The organism is Pseudomonas fluorescens (assembly GCF_902497775.2).
GTDB classification, from domain to species: domain Bacteria; phylum Pseudomonadota; class Gammaproteobacteria; order Pseudomonadales; family Pseudomonadaceae; genus Aquipseudomonas; species Aquipseudomonas putida_F.
The window spans coordinates 2,740,368-2,758,893 of record NZ_OZ024668.1; the positions used below are offsets into that span (position 1 = coordinate 2,740,368).

General features: G+C 59.4%; 17 protein-coding genes and 1 tRNA gene. 17 read left to right on the top strand and 1 reads right to left on the bottom strand.

Annotation, left to right across the window (positions count from 1 at the left end):
• The first annotated feature begins 29 nt into the window (after positions 1-29).
• The 17 genes from tssK to F8N82_RS12520 all read left to right on the top strand — a co-directional run bounded on the left by tssK (position 30) and on the right by F8N82_RS12520 (position 18,189).
• Positions 30-1,376 carry a type VI secretion system baseplate subunit TssK gene (gene tssK, locus F8N82_RS12440; protein WP_038995591.1) on the top strand — a complete coding sequence of 449 codons (1,347 nt, stop codon included), beginning with the start codon at positions 30-32 and terminating at the stop codon, positions 1,374-1,376.
• Positions 1,369-2,160: a type IVB secretion system protein IcmH/DotU gene (icmH, locus tag F8N82_RS12445; RefSeq protein WP_080764749.1), complete on the top strand. Its 792-nt coding sequence runs from the start codon at positions 1,369-1,371 to the stop codon at positions 2,158-2,160. Before tssK ends, icmH begins: the two co-directional genes overlap by 8 nt.
• A gap of 120 nt (positions 2,161-2,280) precedes the next feature.
• Positions 2,281-2,793, top strand: coding sequence for an Hcp family type VI secretion system effector (locus F8N82_RS12450; protein ID WP_038995592.1), 513 nt, complete (start codon positions 2,281-2,283; stop codon positions 2,791-2,793).
• A gap of 75 nt (positions 2,794-2,868) precedes the next feature.
• Positions 2,869-3,126: a PAAR domain-containing protein gene (locus F8N82_RS12455; RefSeq protein ID WP_038995594.1), complete on the top strand. Its 258-nt coding sequence runs from the start codon at positions 2,869-2,871 to the stop codon at positions 3,124-3,126.
• A 24-nt stretch (positions 3,127-3,150) separates the two neighbouring features.
• Positions 3,151-5,163 carry a type VI secretion system Vgr family protein gene (locus tag F8N82_RS12460; protein ID WP_038995596.1) on the top strand — a complete coding sequence of 671 codons (2,013 nt, stop codon included), beginning with the start codon at positions 3,151-3,153 and terminating at the stop codon, positions 5,161-5,163.
• Between the two features lie 10 nt (positions 5,164-5,173).
• A complete protein-coding gene (locus F8N82_RS12465; RefSeq protein WP_052251512.1) occupies positions 5,174-6,538 on the top strand; it encodes a DUF2169 family type VI secretion system accessory protein in 1,365 nt (454 codons plus the stop codon).
• Position 6,539: 1 nt separating this feature from the next.
• Entirely contained in the window at positions 6,540-6,896 is a 357-nt protein-coding gene (locus F8N82_RS12470) for a DUF4150 domain-containing protein (RefSeq protein ID WP_038995597.1), read from the top strand.
• A 6-nt stretch (positions 6,897-6,902) separates the two neighbouring features.
• On the top strand, positions 6,903-8,027 hold the full coding sequence (locus F8N82_RS12475; RefSeq protein ID WP_141231075.1) for a hypothetical protein: 1,125 nt from the start codon (positions 6,903-6,905) through the stop codon (positions 8,025-8,027).
• 12 nt (positions 8,028-8,039) lie between these two features.
• Positions 8,040-9,023: a hypothetical protein gene (locus F8N82_RS12480; RefSeq protein ID WP_038995598.1), complete on the top strand. Its 984-nt coding sequence runs from the start codon at positions 8,040-8,042 to the stop codon at positions 9,021-9,023.
• A gap of 273 nt (positions 9,024-9,296) precedes the next feature.
• The gene (locus tag F8N82_RS12485) at positions 9,297-11,036 is read left to right on the top strand and encodes a dipeptidase (RefSeq protein WP_038995600.1); all 1,740 of its coding nucleotides are present in this window, start codon (positions 9,297-9,299) and stop codon (positions 11,034-11,036) included.
• 114 nt (positions 11,037-11,150) lie between these two features.
• Complete coding sequence (locus tag F8N82_RS12490; protein WP_038995601.1) at positions 11,151-11,801, top strand: hypothetical protein; 651 nt, start codon at positions 11,151-11,153, stop codon at positions 11,799-11,801.
• A 144-nt stretch (positions 11,802-11,945) separates the two neighbouring features.
• The gene (locus F8N82_RS12495) at positions 11,946-14,561 is read left to right on the top strand and encodes an autotransporter outer membrane beta-barrel domain-containing protein (protein ID WP_425328534.1); all 2,616 of its coding nucleotides are present in this window, start codon (positions 11,946-11,948) and stop codon (positions 14,559-14,561) included.
• The gene (locus F8N82_RS12500; protein ID WP_038995604.1) at positions 14,561-15,412 is read left to right on the top strand and encodes an alpha/beta hydrolase; all 852 of its coding nucleotides are present in this window, start codon (positions 14,561-14,563) and stop codon (positions 15,410-15,412) included. Before F8N82_RS12495 ends, F8N82_RS12500 begins: the two co-directional genes overlap by 1 nt.
• 296 nt (positions 15,413-15,708) lie before the next feature.
• Positions 15,709-16,506, top strand: a complete 798-nt coding sequence (locus tag F8N82_RS12505) for a GNAT family N-acetyltransferase (protein ID WP_038995605.1) — start codon at positions 15,709-15,711, stop codon at positions 16,504-16,506.
• A gap of 68 nt (positions 16,507-16,574) precedes the next feature.
• The gene (locus F8N82_RS12510) at positions 16,575-17,144 is read left to right on the top strand and encodes an Imm15 family immunity protein (protein WP_150777031.1); all 570 of its coding nucleotides are present in this window, start codon (positions 16,575-16,577) and stop codon (positions 17,142-17,144) included.
• A gap of 120 nt (positions 17,145-17,264) precedes the next feature.
• Positions 17,265-17,603, top strand: coding sequence for a hypothetical protein (locus F8N82_RS12515; protein WP_038995608.1), 339 nt, complete (start codon positions 17,265-17,267; stop codon positions 17,601-17,603).
• A 151-nt stretch (positions 17,604-17,754) separates the two neighbouring features.
• Entirely contained in the window at positions 17,755-18,189 is a 435-nt protein-coding gene (locus tag F8N82_RS12520) for an SMI1/KNR4 family protein (protein ID WP_052251514.1), read from the top strand.
• Between the two features lie 257 nt (positions 18,190-18,446).
• Here F8N82_RS12520 and F8N82_RS12525 read toward each other — a convergent pair.
• A tRNA-Gly gene (locus tag F8N82_RS12525) sits at positions 18,447-18,522 on the bottom strand.
• Positions 18,523-18,526: the final 4 nt, after the last annotated feature.

Consider the following 18,526-nt stretch of genomic DNA (forward strand, 5'->3'; position numbering starts at 1 on the left):
TGCGCCCCAGACATCCAGAGATCCCCACAATGAGCTCACGCAACCCGGTCATTTGGCACGAGGGTTTGTTCGTCAAACCCCAACACTTCCAGCAACAGGCACGCGCCGCCGAGGCCGCTGTGCAACAGCGCTTTGAAAGCCTCAACCCGGCGCTGTACGGCTTCAGTGAGCTGGAGCTGAACAGCGCGTTCCTGAGCTTCGGCAAAGTGGCGATCAACAAGGCGCGGGGCATCCTGCCCGACGGCAGCATATTCGACATCCCCGGCGACCTGGCGCCGCCTGCGCCGCTGGAAATCGCCGACAGCAGCCTGGTCAACCAGGTGGTGTACCTGACGCTGCCGCTCCAATCCGCTGGCGCCCTTGAGGTGCGCTGGCCCGAGCAGTACGCCAACAGCCGCTACGCCCTGCAGCGCAAGCTAGTACACGACACCCAGAGCGAGGACGGCGACCAGGTGGACATGGCGCTGGCGGTGCCCAACCTGCAATTGATGCTTGAGCGCGATGACCGCAGCGCCTTCACCAGCATTGCCGTCGGCAGGATCCACGACAAGCGCCCGGACGGCAGCCTGGTGATGGATGAGCAGTTCTATCCCACCAGCCTGTCACTCCAGGCGGTGCCGGCGCTGCACCGCTACCTGGGCGAAGTCACCGGGCTGATGCGCGAGCGGGCCCGCAACCTGGCCGAGCGCATCGGCTCGCCAGGGCAGTCCGGGGTGGCCGATGTCACCGACTTCAACCTGCTGCAAACCCTCAATCGCTGGTTCCCGCTGTTCCAGCACCTGGCCCGTCAGCGCCATGTTCACCCCGAACGCCTGTACATCGCCTTTGCCCAGGCCTGCGGCGAGCTGGTGACCTTCACCGATGAGAGCCACCTGCCCGAGGAATGCCCGGCCTACCAGCACGACAACCTGCACCAGTGCTTCAAGCCCCTGGAACTGACCCTGCGCCGGGCCCTGGGCACGGTGCTGCAACCGCGGGCGGTGTCGCTGCCGATCGAAACCCTGGAATACGGCGTGATGAGCGCCGCGCTGGGCGACAAACGCCTGCTGGACAACGCCGAGTTCATTCTGGCGGTGCGCGCCAACCTGCCCCTGGACACCTTGCGCCAACAGTTGCCCCGGCAAATCAAGATCAGCGCCAGCGAGACCCTGGGCCAACTGATCAGCCTGCAACTGCCTGGCATTCCCTTGATCCCCTTGCCGGTGGCGCCACGCCACCTGCCCTTCCACGCCGGCTTCAGTTACTTCGAACTCGACCGCCACGACCCGGCCTGGCAAAGCCTGCGCAGCGCCAGTGGCTTTGGCTTCCACATCGCTGGCGATTTCCCTGAGCTTGAGCTGCAGCTGTGGGCCATCAGGAGTGAAAAAGATGCGTGAGACCGACCAGGCGTCAGCCCTAGACAGCTTTCTCTCCCCATCCAAAGCCTCGGAAACCGAGGCACCACCCCTGCGCTGCGACCCGCAGTTCGAGCTGCGCGGGCTGTCGTGGAACCCGCTGTGCGATGCCGCCATGCCGCTGATCGGGCTGGTCCTGCGCCTGCATAGCCTGGACGCGCACGATGATGCGCTGGCCTTGCGCCAGAGCATTCACAACCAGATCGTCACGGTGATGGAAGAAGTCGCCCAACTCGACTACGAACCCAGCACCCTCAAGGCCTACTCCTACAGCCTGTGCCTGCTGGTGGATGAAGTGGTCATGGCCAGCGCCTGGGGCTTTCACGGCGAGTGGCGACAGCAGTCGTTGCTCAGTGCCTTGCACCACGAATCCTGGGGCGGCGAAAAGTTCTTCACCCTGCTGGCACGCATGTCCAGCGAAGCGGCCAAGTACCAGCACGTCCTGGAGTTCATGTACCTGTGCCTGTGCGTGGGCCTCAAGGGCAAATACGGCAACCAGGCCAACGGCGAAGCCGAGGTGCAGAAGATCATCAGTCAGCTGCACGGCGTGCTGCGCCCGCTCAGGGGGGAAACGCCCCGGCAGCTGACCGAGCCGCTGCGCAACATCGCCCCACGCAATTACCGGATCAAACGCAGCTTGGCGCTGTGGACACCCTGGGCCCTGGCCGGCGTGGTCCTGGTGGGCGCCTACAGCGCCTACGCCCTGCACCTTAACAGCATCAGCGAACAGGTGCTGGTGTCCCTGGAACGGATTCTCAGCCTTTGAACGATTTTCAGCGCGCCCCCGGGCGCCTGCAAAGCCTGGCCCATCGGGCCAACACTCTCACCGTCATGGCGACGGTGGCGACCTGCGGGTCGTTCAATCGAACGCGACACGGAGCTTGTCATGCCAACACCTGCGTACATCAGCATCCACGGCCAGAACCAGGGCCACATCACCAAGGGTGCCTTCACCGCCGACTCGGTCGGCAACGTCTATGTCGAAGGCCATGAAGACGAGATCCTCGCCCAGGAAATCGATCACCAGATCACCACCCCGACCGACCCGCAGAGCGGCCAGCCGTCCGGCCAACGGGTGCACAAACCGCTGATCTTCACCAGCGCCCTGAGCAAGGCCTCGCCCATGCTCTACCAGGCCCTGGCCACTGGCGAAATGCTGCCGACCGTCGAGGTGAAATGGTTTCGGACCTCGGTAGACGGCAAGCAGGAGCACTTCTTCACCACCAAGCTGGAGGACGCCACCGTGGTCGACATCCACACCGTGCTGCCCCATGCCCAGGACAGCAACAACGCCAACTACACCCAGCTGATCAAAACCAGCCTGGCCTACCGCAAGGTCAGTTGGAGCCACGAAGTGGCCGGCACCGAGGCCTCTGACGACTGGCGCAAACCGGCGTAACCGCTACGCCCGTACCGTTGCGCCACGGCCCGCCTGTGGCGCATCCCTTACCTGCTGCAACTATCAGGAGGCGATATGCCCGCCATCGTACTGCTTGGCCACAGCCATCACTGCCCAACCTGCGGCCCGACCACGGTCGACAGTGGCGCCGACAGCTTCACCGTCAACGGCCGCGCCATCGCCCGGCTCGGCGACACCCTCGGCTGCGGCGCCACCATCACCAGCGGCTCGCCGTCGATGACCATCGGCGGCCACCCGGTTGCCCGGGTCGGCGACTCCACCGACCACGGTGGCACCCTGGAAAACGGCGACGCCAGCTGGCTGGTCGACTAACCCCGCCCGCACAAGGAGCCTCCCATGCCCCGCCAAAGCGACCTGCGCTTCACCTTCGAGCCCCTGCAGGGCGATGCCTTCGAGGTGGTCGAGTTCCGCCTCGAAGAAGGCCTGTCCCAGCCCTTTCACTTGAGCCTGGAGCTGGCCAGCCACGACCCGGCCATCGACTTCAACCGCGTGCTCGACCTTGCCGCGCTGTTCACTATCTGGCGGGGCGACACCCCGGTGCGCTACGTGCACGGCCTGGTCAGCCTGTTCAGCCAGGGCGACACCGGCTTTCGCCGCACCCGCTACCGCGCCGTGGTCGAGCCTAGCCTGGCCCGCGCCGGCCTGCGTTCGAACTGGCGGATGTTCCAGGGCCAGAGCGTGCCCGAGATCATCCTCGCGGTGCTCAAGGCCCAGCGCTTGAGCGAGGTCAAGACCTACCTGTGCTTCGACCACCCGCCGCGCGAGTACTGCGTCCAGGCCGGCGAAAGCGACCTCGACTTCATCGCCCGCCTGGCCGCCGAAGAAGGCCTGCTGTACAGCTTTGAGCACCGTGCCGACGGCCATACCTTGTGGCTCACCGACCGCGTCGGCGGCCTGGGCACCATCGGCACCCATGAGCACTGCCCGGTGCACTACCAGCCGCTCGCCGGCGGCGACAGCGCCGAGCCCGCCCTGCACCGCTTTCACTACACCGAACAGGTGCGCAGCGCGCGCCAGGTGCAGCGCGACTACACCTTCACCCACCCCTACTACAACCTGCAGCACAACGCCGTCGGCGCCAGTGACCTCGACCACCAGCACACTGACTACGAACGCTACGACTACCCCGGCCGCTACAAGCGCGACGCCAGCGGCAAGCCCTTCACCAAGACCCGCCTGACCGCCCTGCGCAGCGACGCCCGCCTGGCCCACATGGAAGGCGACGACGCGCGCCTGCAACCGGGCCTGGCCTTCGACCTCAACGACCATCCGCGCGAGGACTTCAACGACCGCTGGCGCACCCTCGCCATCGAGCACCACGGCACGCAGCACAGCAGCCTGCTCGAAGAAGCCTTTGGCAGCGACAGCGGCACCGCCTACCGGCTCAGTGCCAGCGCCATCCGCTGGGACGCCGACTGGAAAGCGCCGCTACGGGCCAAACCGTGCATCGACGGCCCGCAGATCGCCACCGTGGTCGGCCCGCCCGGCGAAGAGATCTACTGCGACGAATGGGGCCGGGTCAAAGTCAGCTTCCCCTGGGACCGCGACAGCAACCAGGACGACCACAGCTCCTGCTGGATCCGCGTCGCCCAAGGCTGGGCCGGCGCCACCTGGGGCGCCATGGCCATCCCGCGGGTCGGCCAGGAATTGATCATCAGCTACCTGGACGGCGACCCCGACCAACCCATCGCCACCGGCCGCGCCTACCGCGAAACCAACCTGCCGCCGTATCAACTGCCCAAGCACAAGACACGCATGACAATCAAAAGCCGCAGCCACAAGGGCCAGGGCTTCAACGAACTGCGCTTTGAGGATGAGCTGGGGCAGGAAGAGGTGTTCATCCATGCCCAGAAGGACAAGAACGTTCATATCAAGCACAACAATGGGGTGTTTGTTGGCAATGATCGCAGTGAACGCGTCAACCACAACGAGACCATCTCCATCGGTGATAACCGCAACGAAGATGTCGGCAACAACGAAACCATCAGCATTGGCGCCAACCGCAGCGTCACCATCGGTGCCAACAAAACCGAGACCATCACCCTCGCCAAGGCGGAAACCATCGGGCTGGCCAAAGCGTTGACCATTGGTGCGGGCTACCAGACCAGCGTCGGCGCGGCGATGAACACCAGTGTGGGCCTAAGCCAGAGCGAACAGGTCGGCCTCCACAAATCGGTAATGGTCAGCAGGCGCTTCAACATTACGGCAGGCGAGGAATTCACCGTCACCGTGGGCAAATCCACCCTGGTGATGAAGTCCGACGGCACGGTGCTGATCAACGGCAGAACCTTCGACTTCAGTGCGACCGGCGCTGTGCAAATCAACGGCAAGGACGTCGACATCAACTGAAGGACCCAACATGGAATTTCGCAACCTCACGCCATTTGCCGCGTTGTGCTTCAGTGCACTCGATACGCAGGACAAAGAGCACCCTGTCATCGTCATGAAGGTCGGCTATCACCTGCACCCCATCGCCGGCCAACCCGGGCATTGCAGTGCCGAGGTCATGGATGACGAAGCGGTAGCCTTATGTACTGCTGATCGTTACTTCGCTGAGGAGGGTCAGAGCAGCGTCCGCGAAGAAAGTGACCTGGCGCCGTTCAAACCTCGTTGCGATGTAATCATCAACGGCCATGCCCACGCCCCTGACGGCGTGCCGGCAACCTCCTGGACGGCAGGTATCCAACTGAGCGTGCCAGCGACGCCGCCCAGGATTCACGTCGAGCTGCCAGCACCCTGGCAGTCCGGCGCACCGCTGACCGAACAACAACTCTACGAGTGGCGGGATGCACGCCTGGACGCCGAACACCGTCGGGCATCGGCCCCCACTCGCGACGTTCTGCTGGAAAAGCACTTGCGCTTCAGCGGCCCCCGACATTTCCAGCACGGCTTGTTCAGCGGCTGGCGCCTGTTTGATGCCGAACCGGCAACCCGTGTGCCGCTGCGCTGGGAATACGCTTTTGGCGGCAGCAGCGTACTGCTTGATCCCGCCTATCCCGACAGTACAGCGCAGCCCTACCTGCTCAATCATGCCTGCTACTGCAATCCATTAGGCCGAGGCTGGATTGAGAAACGCCATGAAAAGCTCGCCTGGGCAATGAATGCAGCCATCCAGCAACTGCCCGCACCACAGATTGAAGCACTGGATAGACCCGTCACTCACCTGCATGTCACCGACCATCCGGACGGCGACATCAGCGCAGCAGACATGGCTCAGTTGTCGGCTACCTACGGCTACCGACCTGCAGGATTTGGTGTACTCGGCCGTGCATGGGCCCCGCGCCTGGCGCTTGCCGGCACTTACGATGAATCCTGGCAGGCGACACGCTGGCCGGGACTGCCCGAAGACTTCAACTTTGCCTATTGGAACGGTGCGCCTGCCGATCAACAAATCGACTTCGCACCACCGAACCTTCGCCTCGAGCTGTTCAACCTCACCCCACCAGAACTTAGTCACAACGGTCACCTGCGCATTGAACTGCCGGGCCATCGCCCCTTTGTGCTGATGCGCATGCACAACGGCGTGATCCTGCCACTGCCGATGCTCACCGACACCCTGTGCATCGATACCGATGCCATGACCTTGTCGTTGACCCACCGTGTCAGCTTGCCCAACCCGGATGACATTCGCGTACTGGAAGCGCGTTTCGAAATTGACCCAAACGCGCCGCTTATCACGTGTGTATCGCCTAGGCAACTCCACACGGAACAGGAGACGCCCTGACATGGCCGACAATGTCATCGCCCGCAAGCAGGACCGGTGGAAGGTCGTCAGCATCGTGCCGGATGTTTGCAAGACGCCAATGGGCGGCGCTGTCCCGCCGGTGCCCTACCCGGTCACCGCCGAGCTCAAATCTGCCACCGGCGTGGCCGGCTCTGTACGCGTCAATGGCAAACCGGTGGTGGTGTTCGACAAAAGCCTGGTGCCCAAGACCAACGGCGATCAGGCGGGCGCTGCCAAAGGCATCAAGAGCAACACGGTAGCCGGCAAGTGCTACCCCAAAGAAAAAAGCAGCACGGTAAGGGCTGAGAAGAAGCGAGTTGTGCGCCACAACGATCTGTTCTGGATGAACGGGCGGTGATGGACGATGAGTGAGTCCATTACCGAACTGGCCCGCACCGAAGTACGAGCGATCAGCGTGCCGATGCGTCCGCATCCGAACCAGTTGCTCAAACTCGACGAGATGCTGCTGCAGGCCAACGGCGACGGTACGGTGCAAGTGGATCTCTTCGGTACCGATGCACAGGGTAAGCCCTACCACGAATCACGCGCCCTGGATGAAGAGCGCTATGAGCAACTTCGAACGACCTTGTTAGAACTAGAAGTTGCCGCAATGCCGCCGTTCGGTTCGTTCAGGTCGGGGAATACGTTGGGGCGGGTTGTGGGGGAGACAGCACCTTCGAAAGTTTCAGCATGGCAAGCGAATCCATCTATCGAAGTTGAAGCAGAACTGGAAAAAAATTGGTGGACTCATATCAGCCCATGGGCTCATGGAAGTTTGGATTTAATGGGGTTCACCCCCGGAATTGGCGCCATACCCGATATGATTAATGCGGGCATCTACGCAGTAGAAGGCGACACTGCAAACGCTACTTTATCCGCAACGGCAGCAATACCCTTCGTAGGAGATACAATAAAAGGAAGCGTATTGATTGGGAAAAGCATTAGTAAAACAGGAAAAAAATCTACCAAAAATCAAGCCAAGAAAAACAATAGCGGCGGAAGAATCTTAGGTAACGAAAAATGCCGGTTACGACCATATAAGCCCGACACGTGTAAAGCCCAGGGTTTGACGGGGCATCATGTGGTGCCTGATCGTGTTTTTCGCCAAGGACCACGAACGGGGAAGAACAGAAATCAAATTTCTGGTGGGTTGAGCGAATCAGATGGTTTGGTTATTTGTGTCAAAGGCAAAGGACTAACCGACCAACACGGAAAAATACACAAAATTTATGACCCACTGGAGACGGTATTAGGTTTAAAAAATCACCCTCCTGGCACGGCGCGTCTATTCGACCTTGAAGTTATAGGTGCGTTGGCCGTGGCAAACGTCACCGGCTGTAACCCTGCACTGCTTGAAGCCCAGCTGAGAACTTATCACGAAATAAAAGGTTTACCGGGAAACCTAAAGGTTCGGGCGGACAAGTCTGGAAAGCTCATTAAATCAGTACCACCACACTCGCTCGGAAAAATGGGAGCCGGCGACTTTTAAGGAGAAAAATATATGCCTGCAAATCAAAGCAACACTATAACAATGAATACCGGCTCAGCCATCGACAAAGACATGTACTATATGTCCTGTTCCTTTACCAACTCTTCTTTTGACCTACCGTACTCGAGAATGTTTTTCTACCAACATAAAAACAGTGACAAATGGTTTTACCATGATTTACCAAACTGGCATGTCGTCTCAACGTGCTTTCCACCACCGGTGCCCGGTGAGGTGCGAAAAGTTTATGCGCTCAGTGAAGAGGGTGATATTGAGTGCTTTAGCCGCCAAGAAACAACCCTCGAAAAAATAGAAGATGCCGGTTTATTACCCACCAGCAAACTATATGGCTACGTCAATAAGCTTAGCTATATCAACGGCATGCTTTACGCGTGCGGGCGAAGAGGACAAATTTACAGGAGAAACCACTCAAACTGGGAACAGTTTGACGATGGCATATTGCAAACAGCAAGCACACACCTCGATCCCGAAGACCCAAGATACAGAGAAACAATCGACACTATAATTAAACAAACAGTCGACTTGTTCGATATCGCCGGCTTGAAAAACAATATATACACTGTCGGCTCTCGTGGCTTTATTGCTCATCATGACGGAACACACTGGAACACCTTAAAGCAACTAACAGCAGCGGACCTGCACGCGCTACTGTTATACCCTGACCTCACCACCGTACTGATAGTAGGCGCACAAGGCACCATTCTTAAAGGAAACGCCAAGAGCGGATTCAATGTCATTGCACGAAAAAACACCACCATAGACTTCTACTCTGCAACCGAGTACCAAGGAGTAACGTACATCGGGGGCAGTGATGGAATTTACAGCTTGCAAGATGGAGCAATTAAAAAACTGCGCGTTACCGCGCATGAAGTATCCAGCATTGAATCAAAGGACGGAGTCATGTGGGCCCTAGCATCCGACAAGCTGATGCGTTTCGACGGCAGACAATGGGAGTTCTTCAAACATGTCGATAACTGATTGCTCAGGGACAACTGATCGACTGCGGCAACGTTATCAATTGGGTCCGGCTCCCCCGGCCTTTTAGCCTGCATCTGCTCGGCCAGACCCCAACTGCCGCTTGAAATGAAGCCCTCGTCCGCACGCTTTTTCGTTTCTGCGCCGCTTTTACGATTCTGTGCGACACATCCCACTTCAGGTACTCCCGTACCAGCCCCTCTAAGTGGTAGCTTGGAAATGTTTTGTTGCACCCATCCTTTCTCATCATTTGCCCGCAAAGGAATGCCCCCCGCAATGAATTTCGCCCTGAAAAAACTGGCTGCGGCCACTCTGATGCTCGCTGGCCTGGCATCGATCACCTCGCCTGCCTATGCCAACCTCACCCCGCAGCAGAGCGCGGCCATTCTCAAGCGCTTCAGCGACGCTTCGGTCAAGGATTTTCGCCAGTTCCTGGCCAGTGTGGAGAAAAGCGAACTCGGCAAGGCCGACAAGCTCGACCAGAGCATCGCCGCCTTCCTCACCAACAAGCAGCTGACAGCTGAACAACAGAACGAAATCCATCGCCTGCTGGGCATCTATGCGCGGGTCAAGTACGGCGATGCGGCCACCCAGACCTTGCGTGAACTGGTGGCCATACCGACCTTTCGCGTCGACGGCGTCAATCAGCACGACAACCCCGAGTTCATCAAGATCGCCGAGAAGATCAAGAGCCTGGCCCAGGCCTTCAACCTGAACTTTCGCAACATCGACAACCGTGTCTACGAAATTTCCCTCGAAGGCCAAGGCGATGAAGTGGTCGGCATTCATGCCCACGCCGACGTAGTGCCGGTAACCCCGGAGAACTGGGTACTCAAGGATGGAACCCGACTCGACCCGTTCAAGGTCACCCTGGTTGGCGATCGCATGTACGGTCGCGGCACCGAAGACGACAAGAACGGCATCGTCGTGGCGATGTACGCCATGAAAATCATCAAAGAAGAGAGGCTGCCGCTGGCACGCAACTTCAAGCTGCTGGTCGACACCACCGAAGAGACCACCGGCGACGCCATTCCCTACTACTTCGAGCGCAACCCGACACCCAACTACAACCTGGCACTGGACGGTGGCTACCCGGTAGTGATTGCCGAGAAAGGCTACGGCACGGTCATGGCCAGCTTTGCCCGGCGCGCAGGCGATGGCAAAGGCGCGGAAATCACCACGCTGACCGGCGGCCTGGCCACCAACCAGATCCCTTCGACCTCGGTAGCTACCCTGGTAACCGACAAGCCCGACGCGCTGGCCGCGACCCTGCAAAAAGCCGGCGCCGAGTATGCCAAGGCCAATGGCGGCAACTTCGAGGTCAGCGCCAAGGTCGATGGCAAGGACGTCAAACTGACCGTCACCGGCGTCTCGGCGCACTCTTCTGAACCGGAGTCCGGGGTCAACCCGGTGGCGCGGATGCTCGACTTCATCAACGGCCTCGACGCCAAGGTCGCGCTCAAGCACAACCACGTCACCGATGCCGCCCGCTACGCTGCCGACAACTGGGGCCTGGACTACCTGGGCGGCAAGCTGGGGGTCGGTTTCTCGGACAGCTTCATGGGCCCGCTGACCACCTCGCTGACCTACGTCGGCCTGGATGACAAAGCCTTGAAACTGGCGGTCAACCTGCGGGTGCCAAAGGGCAAAAGCCCAGAAACCCTGAAGAGCGAAATCGCCAGCAAGCTGGACGCGTGGAGCAAGCAGAGCCACATCACGCCGACCTTCGACTACTCGATCGCCGAGCCGATGTACCGCAACCCCGAGGGTGAATGGGTCAAGGCGCTGCTGGCCGTCGCCAGCGAGAACCTGGGCATGAAGCACGAGTTCGGCACCTCCGCTGGCGCTACCTCCGTGCATGAACTGCCCAACGGCGTGCAGTTCGGCTTGGCCATGCCCGACGTCAAGTACACCGGGCATAACGACAACGAGTTCAAGACGGTGGAGCAGTTCCTTCTGGACCTGCAGGTGGTGACGGAAATGATGGGACGTGTAGGACAACTTCCCAAGCTCTGACGCGTGTGGCAGGCCCGCTGTTGTGGCGGGCCTGCATTGCGCAGTTTGTTAAACGCTATCGCACCACTTACAGGTTATGATCCACCAACGCCCCCTCCATGGAATGGATAAAACATGCACAAGCCCCCAGCCAGGCCAGGATTGCTCAGGGCCGCATTGTCTGCGCTGGCCATCGCCAGCATCAGTGGCTGCCTGACCAGCAAGCTGTACGAGCCGCGGGCCAGCGACGAAGTCTATACAGAGCAGGTGAGCCAGCTGTATGTGACGGCGGACCAGAAGAGCTTTGTGGTGCTGGGCAAAAAGTACCACTACTTCATCCTGGTCGAACCCAAACTGTTGCAGGCGATCCGCTCAGGGTTGCATGCCAAGATGCAGGCCAAGTTTCTACCGGTCCACGTCAGCATGTACGAAACCCTGGACGGCGAATTCGAACTCAAGATTCCCGGGCTTGAGCAACTTCAAGCACACGAGGTCAACGAGGCCAAAACGCTGGGCTTCGTGGCGTCAGCGCAAGAGGACGCCCTGCTGCATCGCTACAAGATAAAAGGCAGCCGCTTTAAATCCAGCAAGGACATCAGCGCCCTTGAGGGCAGCGCACTCAACAGCAGCTATACCCTTCAGGTTTCGGCCTACAGAGAAAAGAGCAAGGTCACCCAAGTGCTGCTGACACCGGTCACTGTCACCGCTGATGGCGTGTTGATGATCCTCGCCGCGCCGCTGCTGCCGGTGGCATTCATGGCGGCGCAACCGTTTCGGGTCAAATAGCGGTTGTACAGGCAAGTGATATCATTTTGACGTCAACTAATTTACCATCGCCGCGCTCTTCTGCGTGGCCCACCTTTTTTTGTCGCTGCAAGGTCCAGCCCGCACGGAAGCGAAGCACTCAAAACGCCGCTAAAGGAATGAACCGTGACCCCCGTGATGTTCCGCAAAACCCTGCTCGCCCTGGCCGTAACCGCCACTGCCCTGCCCGCCCTCGCTGAAACTGTCCAACTGACCAACGCCGGCTTTAAAAGCGAGCACCAGCGCTACAGCGGTAATCTCGAGATCAACGGCGCCTACACCGGCGGCAGCGACGAAGATGCTATCGAGCTCAATGGCTCGAGCATCGAGAAAGACCTGATTCTCAACGCCACCATCAACAGCACCGGTGACTTCGCCGGCGGCGTCGACATGGATGTCTGGGAAGGCACGCAGCCGTGGGTCGCCAACAGCGTTGGCGGCGACGTGATCAACAAGGGCAGCATTTCCGCCATCGGCGGTGGCGCCAACGCGCTGATGATCGACCCGGCGAAGATCGGCGGCAGCGTCATCAACGAAGGCCTGCTCTACGCAGAAGGCGCACCGCTGAACGACGACGGCGGCCGCGATGTCGCCCGCGCGGTGGATTTCTCCGGCTCCTCGGTAATCAAGGGTGACCTGCTCAACGCCGCCAGCGGCAAGATCATCGCCAAGGGCGAAGACGCCAAAGGCATCAACCTTGAAGGCGGCGAGATCGTCGGCAAGGTCATCAACCGCGGCCTGATCGAAGTCACCGGCGAAGGCGCCACCGGCATCGACGCCACCACCAGCGGCTCGGGCGTTTACACCGACATGGTCGACCTGGCCGGCATCGAGAACCACGGCACCATCATTGCCAACGGCAACGACGCCGAGGGCATCCGCATCGACGGTGCCAGCTTCACCGGCATGAACAACCACCTGGTCAACACCGGCACCATCCGCGCCGAAGACGCCGCCATCGCCATTGGCTTCAGCGACTTCGACAGCCCGGGCGCCCAGCCCTGGTACAAAGAAGAAGGCGATTTCAACATCTTCAACAGCGGTTCGATCATTTCTGCCGACGAGGCCATCGACGCCTCGCAAAGCAACCGCCCGGTCGAGCTGATCCTGCGCAAAGGCAGCGTCATCGTCGGTAACCTGATCGACCTGAGCAACATCGAGATCGAAGGCGACACCTCGTTCACCGGTACCGACAGCCGCGCTGACGGCGCCAACATTCGCCTCAAAGACGGCGGCTGGATCGATGTCGGCAGCGTCAGCGACAACCTGAAAACCACCCTGACCTTCGAGGCCCCGCACAGCAGCATCGACGGCAACCTGTACGTCGCCGGCAATTCGGCCCTGGGCCTGAACCTGAGCAGCGCCACCGACGCCAACACAGCCGTGCTGAAGGTCAGCGGCACCACCCAGTTCGGCCAGGGCGCCCAGTTGCAACTGGCGGCCAAAGGCGAAGACTTCAACGCCAACGGCAGCACCTACAAACTGCTCGAAGCCGGCCAGATCGAGCTGCTGGGCGCCGACGGCGAAAGCGTCGACCCGAACGGCAAACTCAACCTGGTCAGCAGCTCGGCGCTGCTCAAGGTCGACAGCTTCACCGTCGACAACAACCAGGTGGTGGCGGTAGTCACCGGCAAGGGCAAGGAAGAAGTCGAGCAGATCATCACCAACCAGGGTGGTTCGGCCAACAGCCAGAAAGCCCTGAACAGCCTGACCGCCGACGGCATGATCGGCAAGCTGGCCAACAACGACCCGTTCAAGCAGGCCCTGCTCAACGCCGACGAAGCCCAGATCGCCAAGCTGGCCTCGGAACTGACCCCGGAAACCAACGGCGGCGCGACCCAGGCAGCCACCACCAGCCAGAACCTGGTGAGCAACGTCACCGGCAGCCGCACCAGCTCGCTGCGCGGCGCCTCCTCGGGCGAAGGCTTCAAGGAAGCCGGTGTCTGGGTGCAGTCGCTGTACAGCGACGCCAGCCAGGACCTGCGTGACGGCGTGGCCGGCTACAACGCCTATAGCCGCGGTATCGCCGTGGGTGCCGATGGCAAGCTCAACGACAACCTGACCCTGGGTCTGGCCTACAGCTTCATCAACACCGACGTGAACGGCAAAAGCGGCAACCAGACCGAAGTCGACAGCCATGCCTTTACCCTCTACGGCGGGTTCGAGCACGGCAACTACTTCGTCGATGCCAGCCTGACCTATGGCTTCAACGACAACCAGAGCAAGCGCAGCATTGCCGGCACGCAAGCCAAAGCTGACTATGACAGCGATCTGCTGGGCCTGAACCTGATCGGTGGCTACACCTACCACATCAACCCGCAGGTTCTGGTCGAACCGCGCCTGGCTGCCCGCTACAGCCTGGTGAACATCGACGGCTACCGTGAAAAAGGCTCTTCGGCGGCGCTGAAAGTTGAAGACCAGCGTTACGAAGCCATCGAGCTGGGTGCAGGCCTGCGCGTGGCCGGCAGCTTCGCCCTGGGCGCCGGTACCCTGGAGCCGCAAGCCAAGCTGATGGCATATCACGACTTTGCCGCTGACGAAGCGAAAAGCACCTCGACCTTCCTGGCCGGCAGCACGCCGTTCGTGACCAGCGGTGCCAAGGCGGCGCGTGACAGCTATGAAGCCGGCGTGGGTGCCGACTACAAACTGGGCGCGGTAACCCTGGGCGTCAACTACGACTACATCGGCAAGTCGGGCTTCGATGCCGACGTGTTCTCGGCGAAAGTCCGTTACGACTTCTGATGAGCATGCGTCTTGCCGGCCCACGCCCGTGGGCCGGCCTCTGGCAAACCGTGGGGGCGCTGCTGGTCAGCGCCCTTCTCTGTGCCTGCCAATCCCCCTATCAAGGGTTGCAACAACTGGCTGAACAGCACGGTCGCCACGTAGAAATCGTGCCGGGCCAGGCGTTCCCGCTGGCCCTGCTGCCGCCGTCTGCACAGCGCCCAACCGAGCGCCTGCGGGTGTACCTGGAAGGCGACGGCCATGCCTGGGCCACGGCTACCCAGCCGAGCCTCGACCCAAGCCCGCGCAACCTGCTGGTGGCGCGCCTGGCAATCAATGATCCAACACCCAATGCCTACCTTGCCCGGCCATGCCAGTTTGTCTCGGCTGCCGGTTGCACGGCGGCGCTGTGGACTGATCGACGCTTTTCGCAAGAGGTGGTGACCAGCCTCAGCGAGGCGCTGGACCGGCTCAAGCAGCGTGTTGGCAATCGCCAGTTCGAGTTGGTGGGCTATTCAGGTGGCGCGGCGTTGGCCGTACTGTTGGCCGCGCAACGGGACGATGTCGCACAGATCCAGACCATCGCCGGCAATCTTGATCCAGGCTTGTGGGTACAGCTCAAAGGCTTGTCGCCCCTGAACGGTTCGCTGGACCCGATGGTCTATCGGGACCGCCTCAAGTCACTCCCTCAGCGCCACTTGCTGGGAGGCGCAGACAAGATGATTACTGGCGACATATCCGCCAGCTTTCGCGGCACGTCCGGCTCAAGCCGGTGCAATCAACGGGTGATCATCCCTGCTGCGACGCATGAGCAAGGCTGGGAAGCCGCCTGGGCAATCTGGCAAGGCCAGGTGATCGGACCGTGCCTGTAAAACCGGGCATTCCAGCGGTCGCAAACGAGATAGACCGCTCCCGCTGTAGGTCGTACCTGTCAGACCACTGATACATTTAGCGTCAGACCAGTCCTGAATTCCGCTAGCGAATTGTGGACGAAAGCCTAGCTTCCTAAACTTCGCTGACGACGGACAGGTTGCCCTGTTTGCCCCGATCAATATCACGGGTGACAGGCCGATGGCCTGCACGAATTGCATCTTCGCGCGTCATCGTGTTTACCGCGTGCACTCCCGCCTCCGGAGCTTGAAGCTCTGAACAACGAGCCGCTAAAACAATGAACAAAAATGAAATAGATGAAAGTAACTTCCAATTTCTGTCGATGTGGAAACGCCTCGCCGGTGATCACCCGGGTGCCAATCTGGCCGACGAACCTGGCCTGTCGATGCGCTGGGCAGACAATGCCTTTGCGTTCTGGAACGCGCTGTACCTGACCGAACAGATCAGCGACGCTGAACATTTGCGCACCCGGCTCACAACCGCCCAGAGGTATATGAAAAGCAAACAGCACGACGGCTTGGTGTATGTGTGCGAGGACTATTTGAGCGCAAGCCTGCTGGAGCAAATGGAGACCATCGTCGATAGCACAGGCTTGGTGTTTGCCCTGCACCTGACGGGCATGGTGGGTAACCTCCTGCCGTTCGCCGAACACAACCTGCACCCGGCCCTGACATTCAAGCGAGCGGAGAATGAAGAAATCCTGCAGGCCTATGCCGATATCAACAGTGCAGGCTACGGCTTGCCCCTTGCGGCGGGTCGAGCGGGCCTGATGGGATCGGATCTGTGGAGGTCCAGTGCGTATGCCTATGTCGGTTACGATAACGGCGTGCCGGTCTCGACATCTGCCGCCATCGTCAATGACGGGCAGTTGTACCTGGCCTTGGTGGCGACGCTGCCTGAAGCGCAACGCAAGGGGTTTGGCCATGCCACCGTGCGCCATGCCCTGCAGTGTGCCTACGAAGCTACCGGCCTGACTCGAACCAGCTTGCATGCCACCGAGGCCGGTGCTCCCGTGTATGAGCGTATTGGCTACCACCGGGTCACAAGGTTTCGAGCGTACATGCCCAAGCCTTGACCTAAAACCAATCCACGACAAGGGCCGCAGCGAGGTAACATTTTCCAAAAAAATAATTGAATGGCTTAATGATCACGGCTGGAGCATACCCCAAAATGATAATGACAGACCTATACAGCTCGATAATAAGCAAGGAACCATACAATGACCTAGACGTATTTTTTCTTGGCCACGAAAGCTTTGAAGAAATTCCACTTATTTCAAGATACAGCAGACTAGACCCGCTTGCCGCCGCTTTAGGAGACAGCAATGCTCTAGATTTCCTGATAGGACTTTCAGTGTTCTTGATCAACTCAATAACCACGTTGGCAAGATCAAAAAACATCAATGAAAGCGAGCTATTCGTCGCAATAACATTTACAGATTTCTCCACCTCTTCTGAAAACCCCCACATCATTCCAAATATATTCATTTACCCAAACAAGAGCAAGAATCATCAATTCCAAAAAGCCCTAAAGAACAACAACCCGAACAACAAATCCGTTGAGCTCGCAACCATTCAAGAGCACTTTTCAAGGTGCAATCTGAAAAGTAGCTTTACATTCTATGAAAGCAGGTTTTTTGACGATGCCTGCAATGAAGACATCATAAGAATATTTGCCGTCCCTAAACGATCCCGCAAAAAAATAGCGAGATAGTTACACGCAATGATGGAGACTACATGAGCGCCATTGTTCGCCTCGACGACTCTTACAGACCACGGCGGTTTTGCTCGCACGGATTGCGACCACACCTCAGCATCAACGGAGGATGAGGCCATGGGCCCACTGAAAACCCAAATTGCCGAGTTAAGGCAAGCCCTGCAGCAGCTCGTCGACCACAACGTCGAGAACCCGGACGATGATGACCACTGGAGTGGCGTGCTGTTCTTCTGTACAACCGACGAACGCACCCGCACCTTGGTTGAGCAGGTGGAAAGCCTCGCCAGTGAGCTCTTCTTCGATCCGCAAGGAAGGGCCCTGCGCCATCGCATGCGGGTAGCCTGTATTGACGGAGTCATCATTCAGGAGTCAACACCCACCCCAGACGACGAAACGGTCATCCATATCGAGCTGCTTCAGGCTGGTCGCATCACAGTGAGTACCGCCAGGTCGTAGGGCTACTCAGCCATACCGGAGCGCTCCGTCGCCAAACTGTTCAGCAATGCCACGAAGCCGACCTGACCCAGCAACGCCAGAACGCCGACGGCATTACCCTCAACAACTACTGGGACCGCGCCTCCTTCATTCAAAAAGCGAGGAGATACCGATGTCGAAGTCACGCGTAATTGGAACAACCACAGAGGCGATCCACGCCGCAGAGGCAGAACTAGGCCGACAGCTGCCAAGCTCTTTCTCGGAGTGGCTAATGGATAATAACGGAAAATCAATCGACAGCCTGACTGTCTTTCCGGTGTACGACGCTCGTGACCCAAGAAAAACCTGGGACTCGATTGTTAGACATTTCAAAGAAAACTGGCAGGGCTGGATCGAAAACTTCCCGCAAAGCCGGCAGAATCTTGAATGCATCGTCCCCTTCGCGGAGTTCGGGACCGGCGATTATTATTGCTTTGATTACTCTAAGCCCGGGCTCAGCGGAGAACCATCAGTCACCCGGTGGTCGCACGAGACGGGGGAGGCACTCTTCATTGCCGACAGTTTTTCCGCCTTTCTGAAAATCCCTCCAAGCTTGCGTATTTCATAGCAATCGCCTTGGCGCACTCAGAAGATAGCCCACCCGCAACTGAATCTGGCGAACAGCGCACTTGAACAGTAAATTTTCGAGTTTGGAAATGACCGCTAGCCCAATTTGCGGAGCAGGTAATCGCACTGATGGAGGGCGCATGAGCTATTGGCCAGGCAAAGCACCTGCCCACGACAGAACAGCAGAAACGAAAAAAGGCCCCGAAGGGCCTTTTTTCTATCACTACAGCACTCTGCTGAATGCTGTAGCGCCATATTTGGAGCGGGAAACGAGACTCGAACTCGCGACCCCGACCTTGGCAAGGTCGTGCTCTACCAACTGAGCTATTCCCGCGTCG

Excerpts from the sequence above, each read along its gene's own strand:
- tssK (WP_038995591.1), top strand. The coding sequence starts at position 30 with ATGAGCTCACGCAACCCGGTCATTTGGCACGAGGGTTTGTTCGTCAAA.
- icmH (WP_080764749.1), top strand. The coding sequence starts at position 1,369 with ATGCGTGAGACCGACCAGGCGTCAGCCCTAGACAGCTTTCTCTCCCCA.
- F8N82_RS12450 (WP_038995592.1), top strand. The coding sequence starts at position 2,281 with ATGCCAACACCTGCGTACATCAGCATCCACGGCCAGAACCAGGGCCAC.
- F8N82_RS12455 (WP_038995594.1), top strand. The coding sequence starts at position 2,869 with ATGCCCGCCATCGTACTGCTTGGCCACAGCCATCACTGCCCAACCTGC.
- F8N82_RS12460 (WP_038995596.1), top strand. The coding sequence starts at position 3,151 with ATGCCCCGCCAAAGCGACCTGCGCTTCACCTTCGAGCCCCTGCAGGGC.
- F8N82_RS12465 (WP_052251512.1), top strand. The coding sequence starts at position 5,174 with ATGGAATTTCGCAACCTCACGCCATTTGCCGCGTTGTGCTTCAGTGCA.
- F8N82_RS12470 (WP_038995597.1), top strand. The coding sequence starts at position 6,540 with ATGGCCGACAATGTCATCGCCCGCAAGCAGGACCGGTGGAAGGTCGTC.
- F8N82_RS12475 (WP_141231075.1), top strand. The coding sequence starts at position 6,903 with ATGAGTGAGTCCATTACCGAACTGGCCCGCACCGAAGTACGAGCGATC.
- F8N82_RS12480 (WP_038995598.1), top strand. The coding sequence starts at position 8,040 with ATGCCTGCAAATCAAAGCAACACTATAACAATGAATACCGGCTCAGCC.
- F8N82_RS12485 (WP_038995600.1), top strand. The coding sequence starts at position 9,297 with ATGAATTTCGCCCTGAAAAAACTGGCTGCGGCCACTCTGATGCTCGCT.
- F8N82_RS12490 (WP_038995601.1), top strand. The coding sequence starts at position 11,151 with ATGCACAAGCCCCCAGCCAGGCCAGGATTGCTCAGGGCCGCATTGTCT.
- F8N82_RS12500 (WP_038995604.1), top strand. The coding sequence starts at position 14,561 with ATGAGCATGCGTCTTGCCGGCCCACGCCCGTGGGCCGGCCTCTGGCAA.
- F8N82_RS12505 (WP_038995605.1), top strand. The coding sequence starts at position 15,709 with ATGAACAAAAATGAAATAGATGAAAGTAACTTCCAATTTCTGTCGATG.
- F8N82_RS12510 (WP_150777031.1), top strand. The coding sequence starts at position 16,575 with ATGATCACGGCTGGAGCATACCCCAAAATGATAATGACAGACCTATAC.
- F8N82_RS12515 (WP_038995608.1), top strand. The coding sequence starts at position 17,265 with ATGGGCCCACTGAAAACCCAAATTGCCGAGTTAAGGCAAGCCCTGCAG.
- F8N82_RS12520 (WP_052251514.1), top strand. The coding sequence starts at position 17,755 with ATGTCGAAGTCACGCGTAATTGGAACAACCACAGAGGCGATCCACGCC.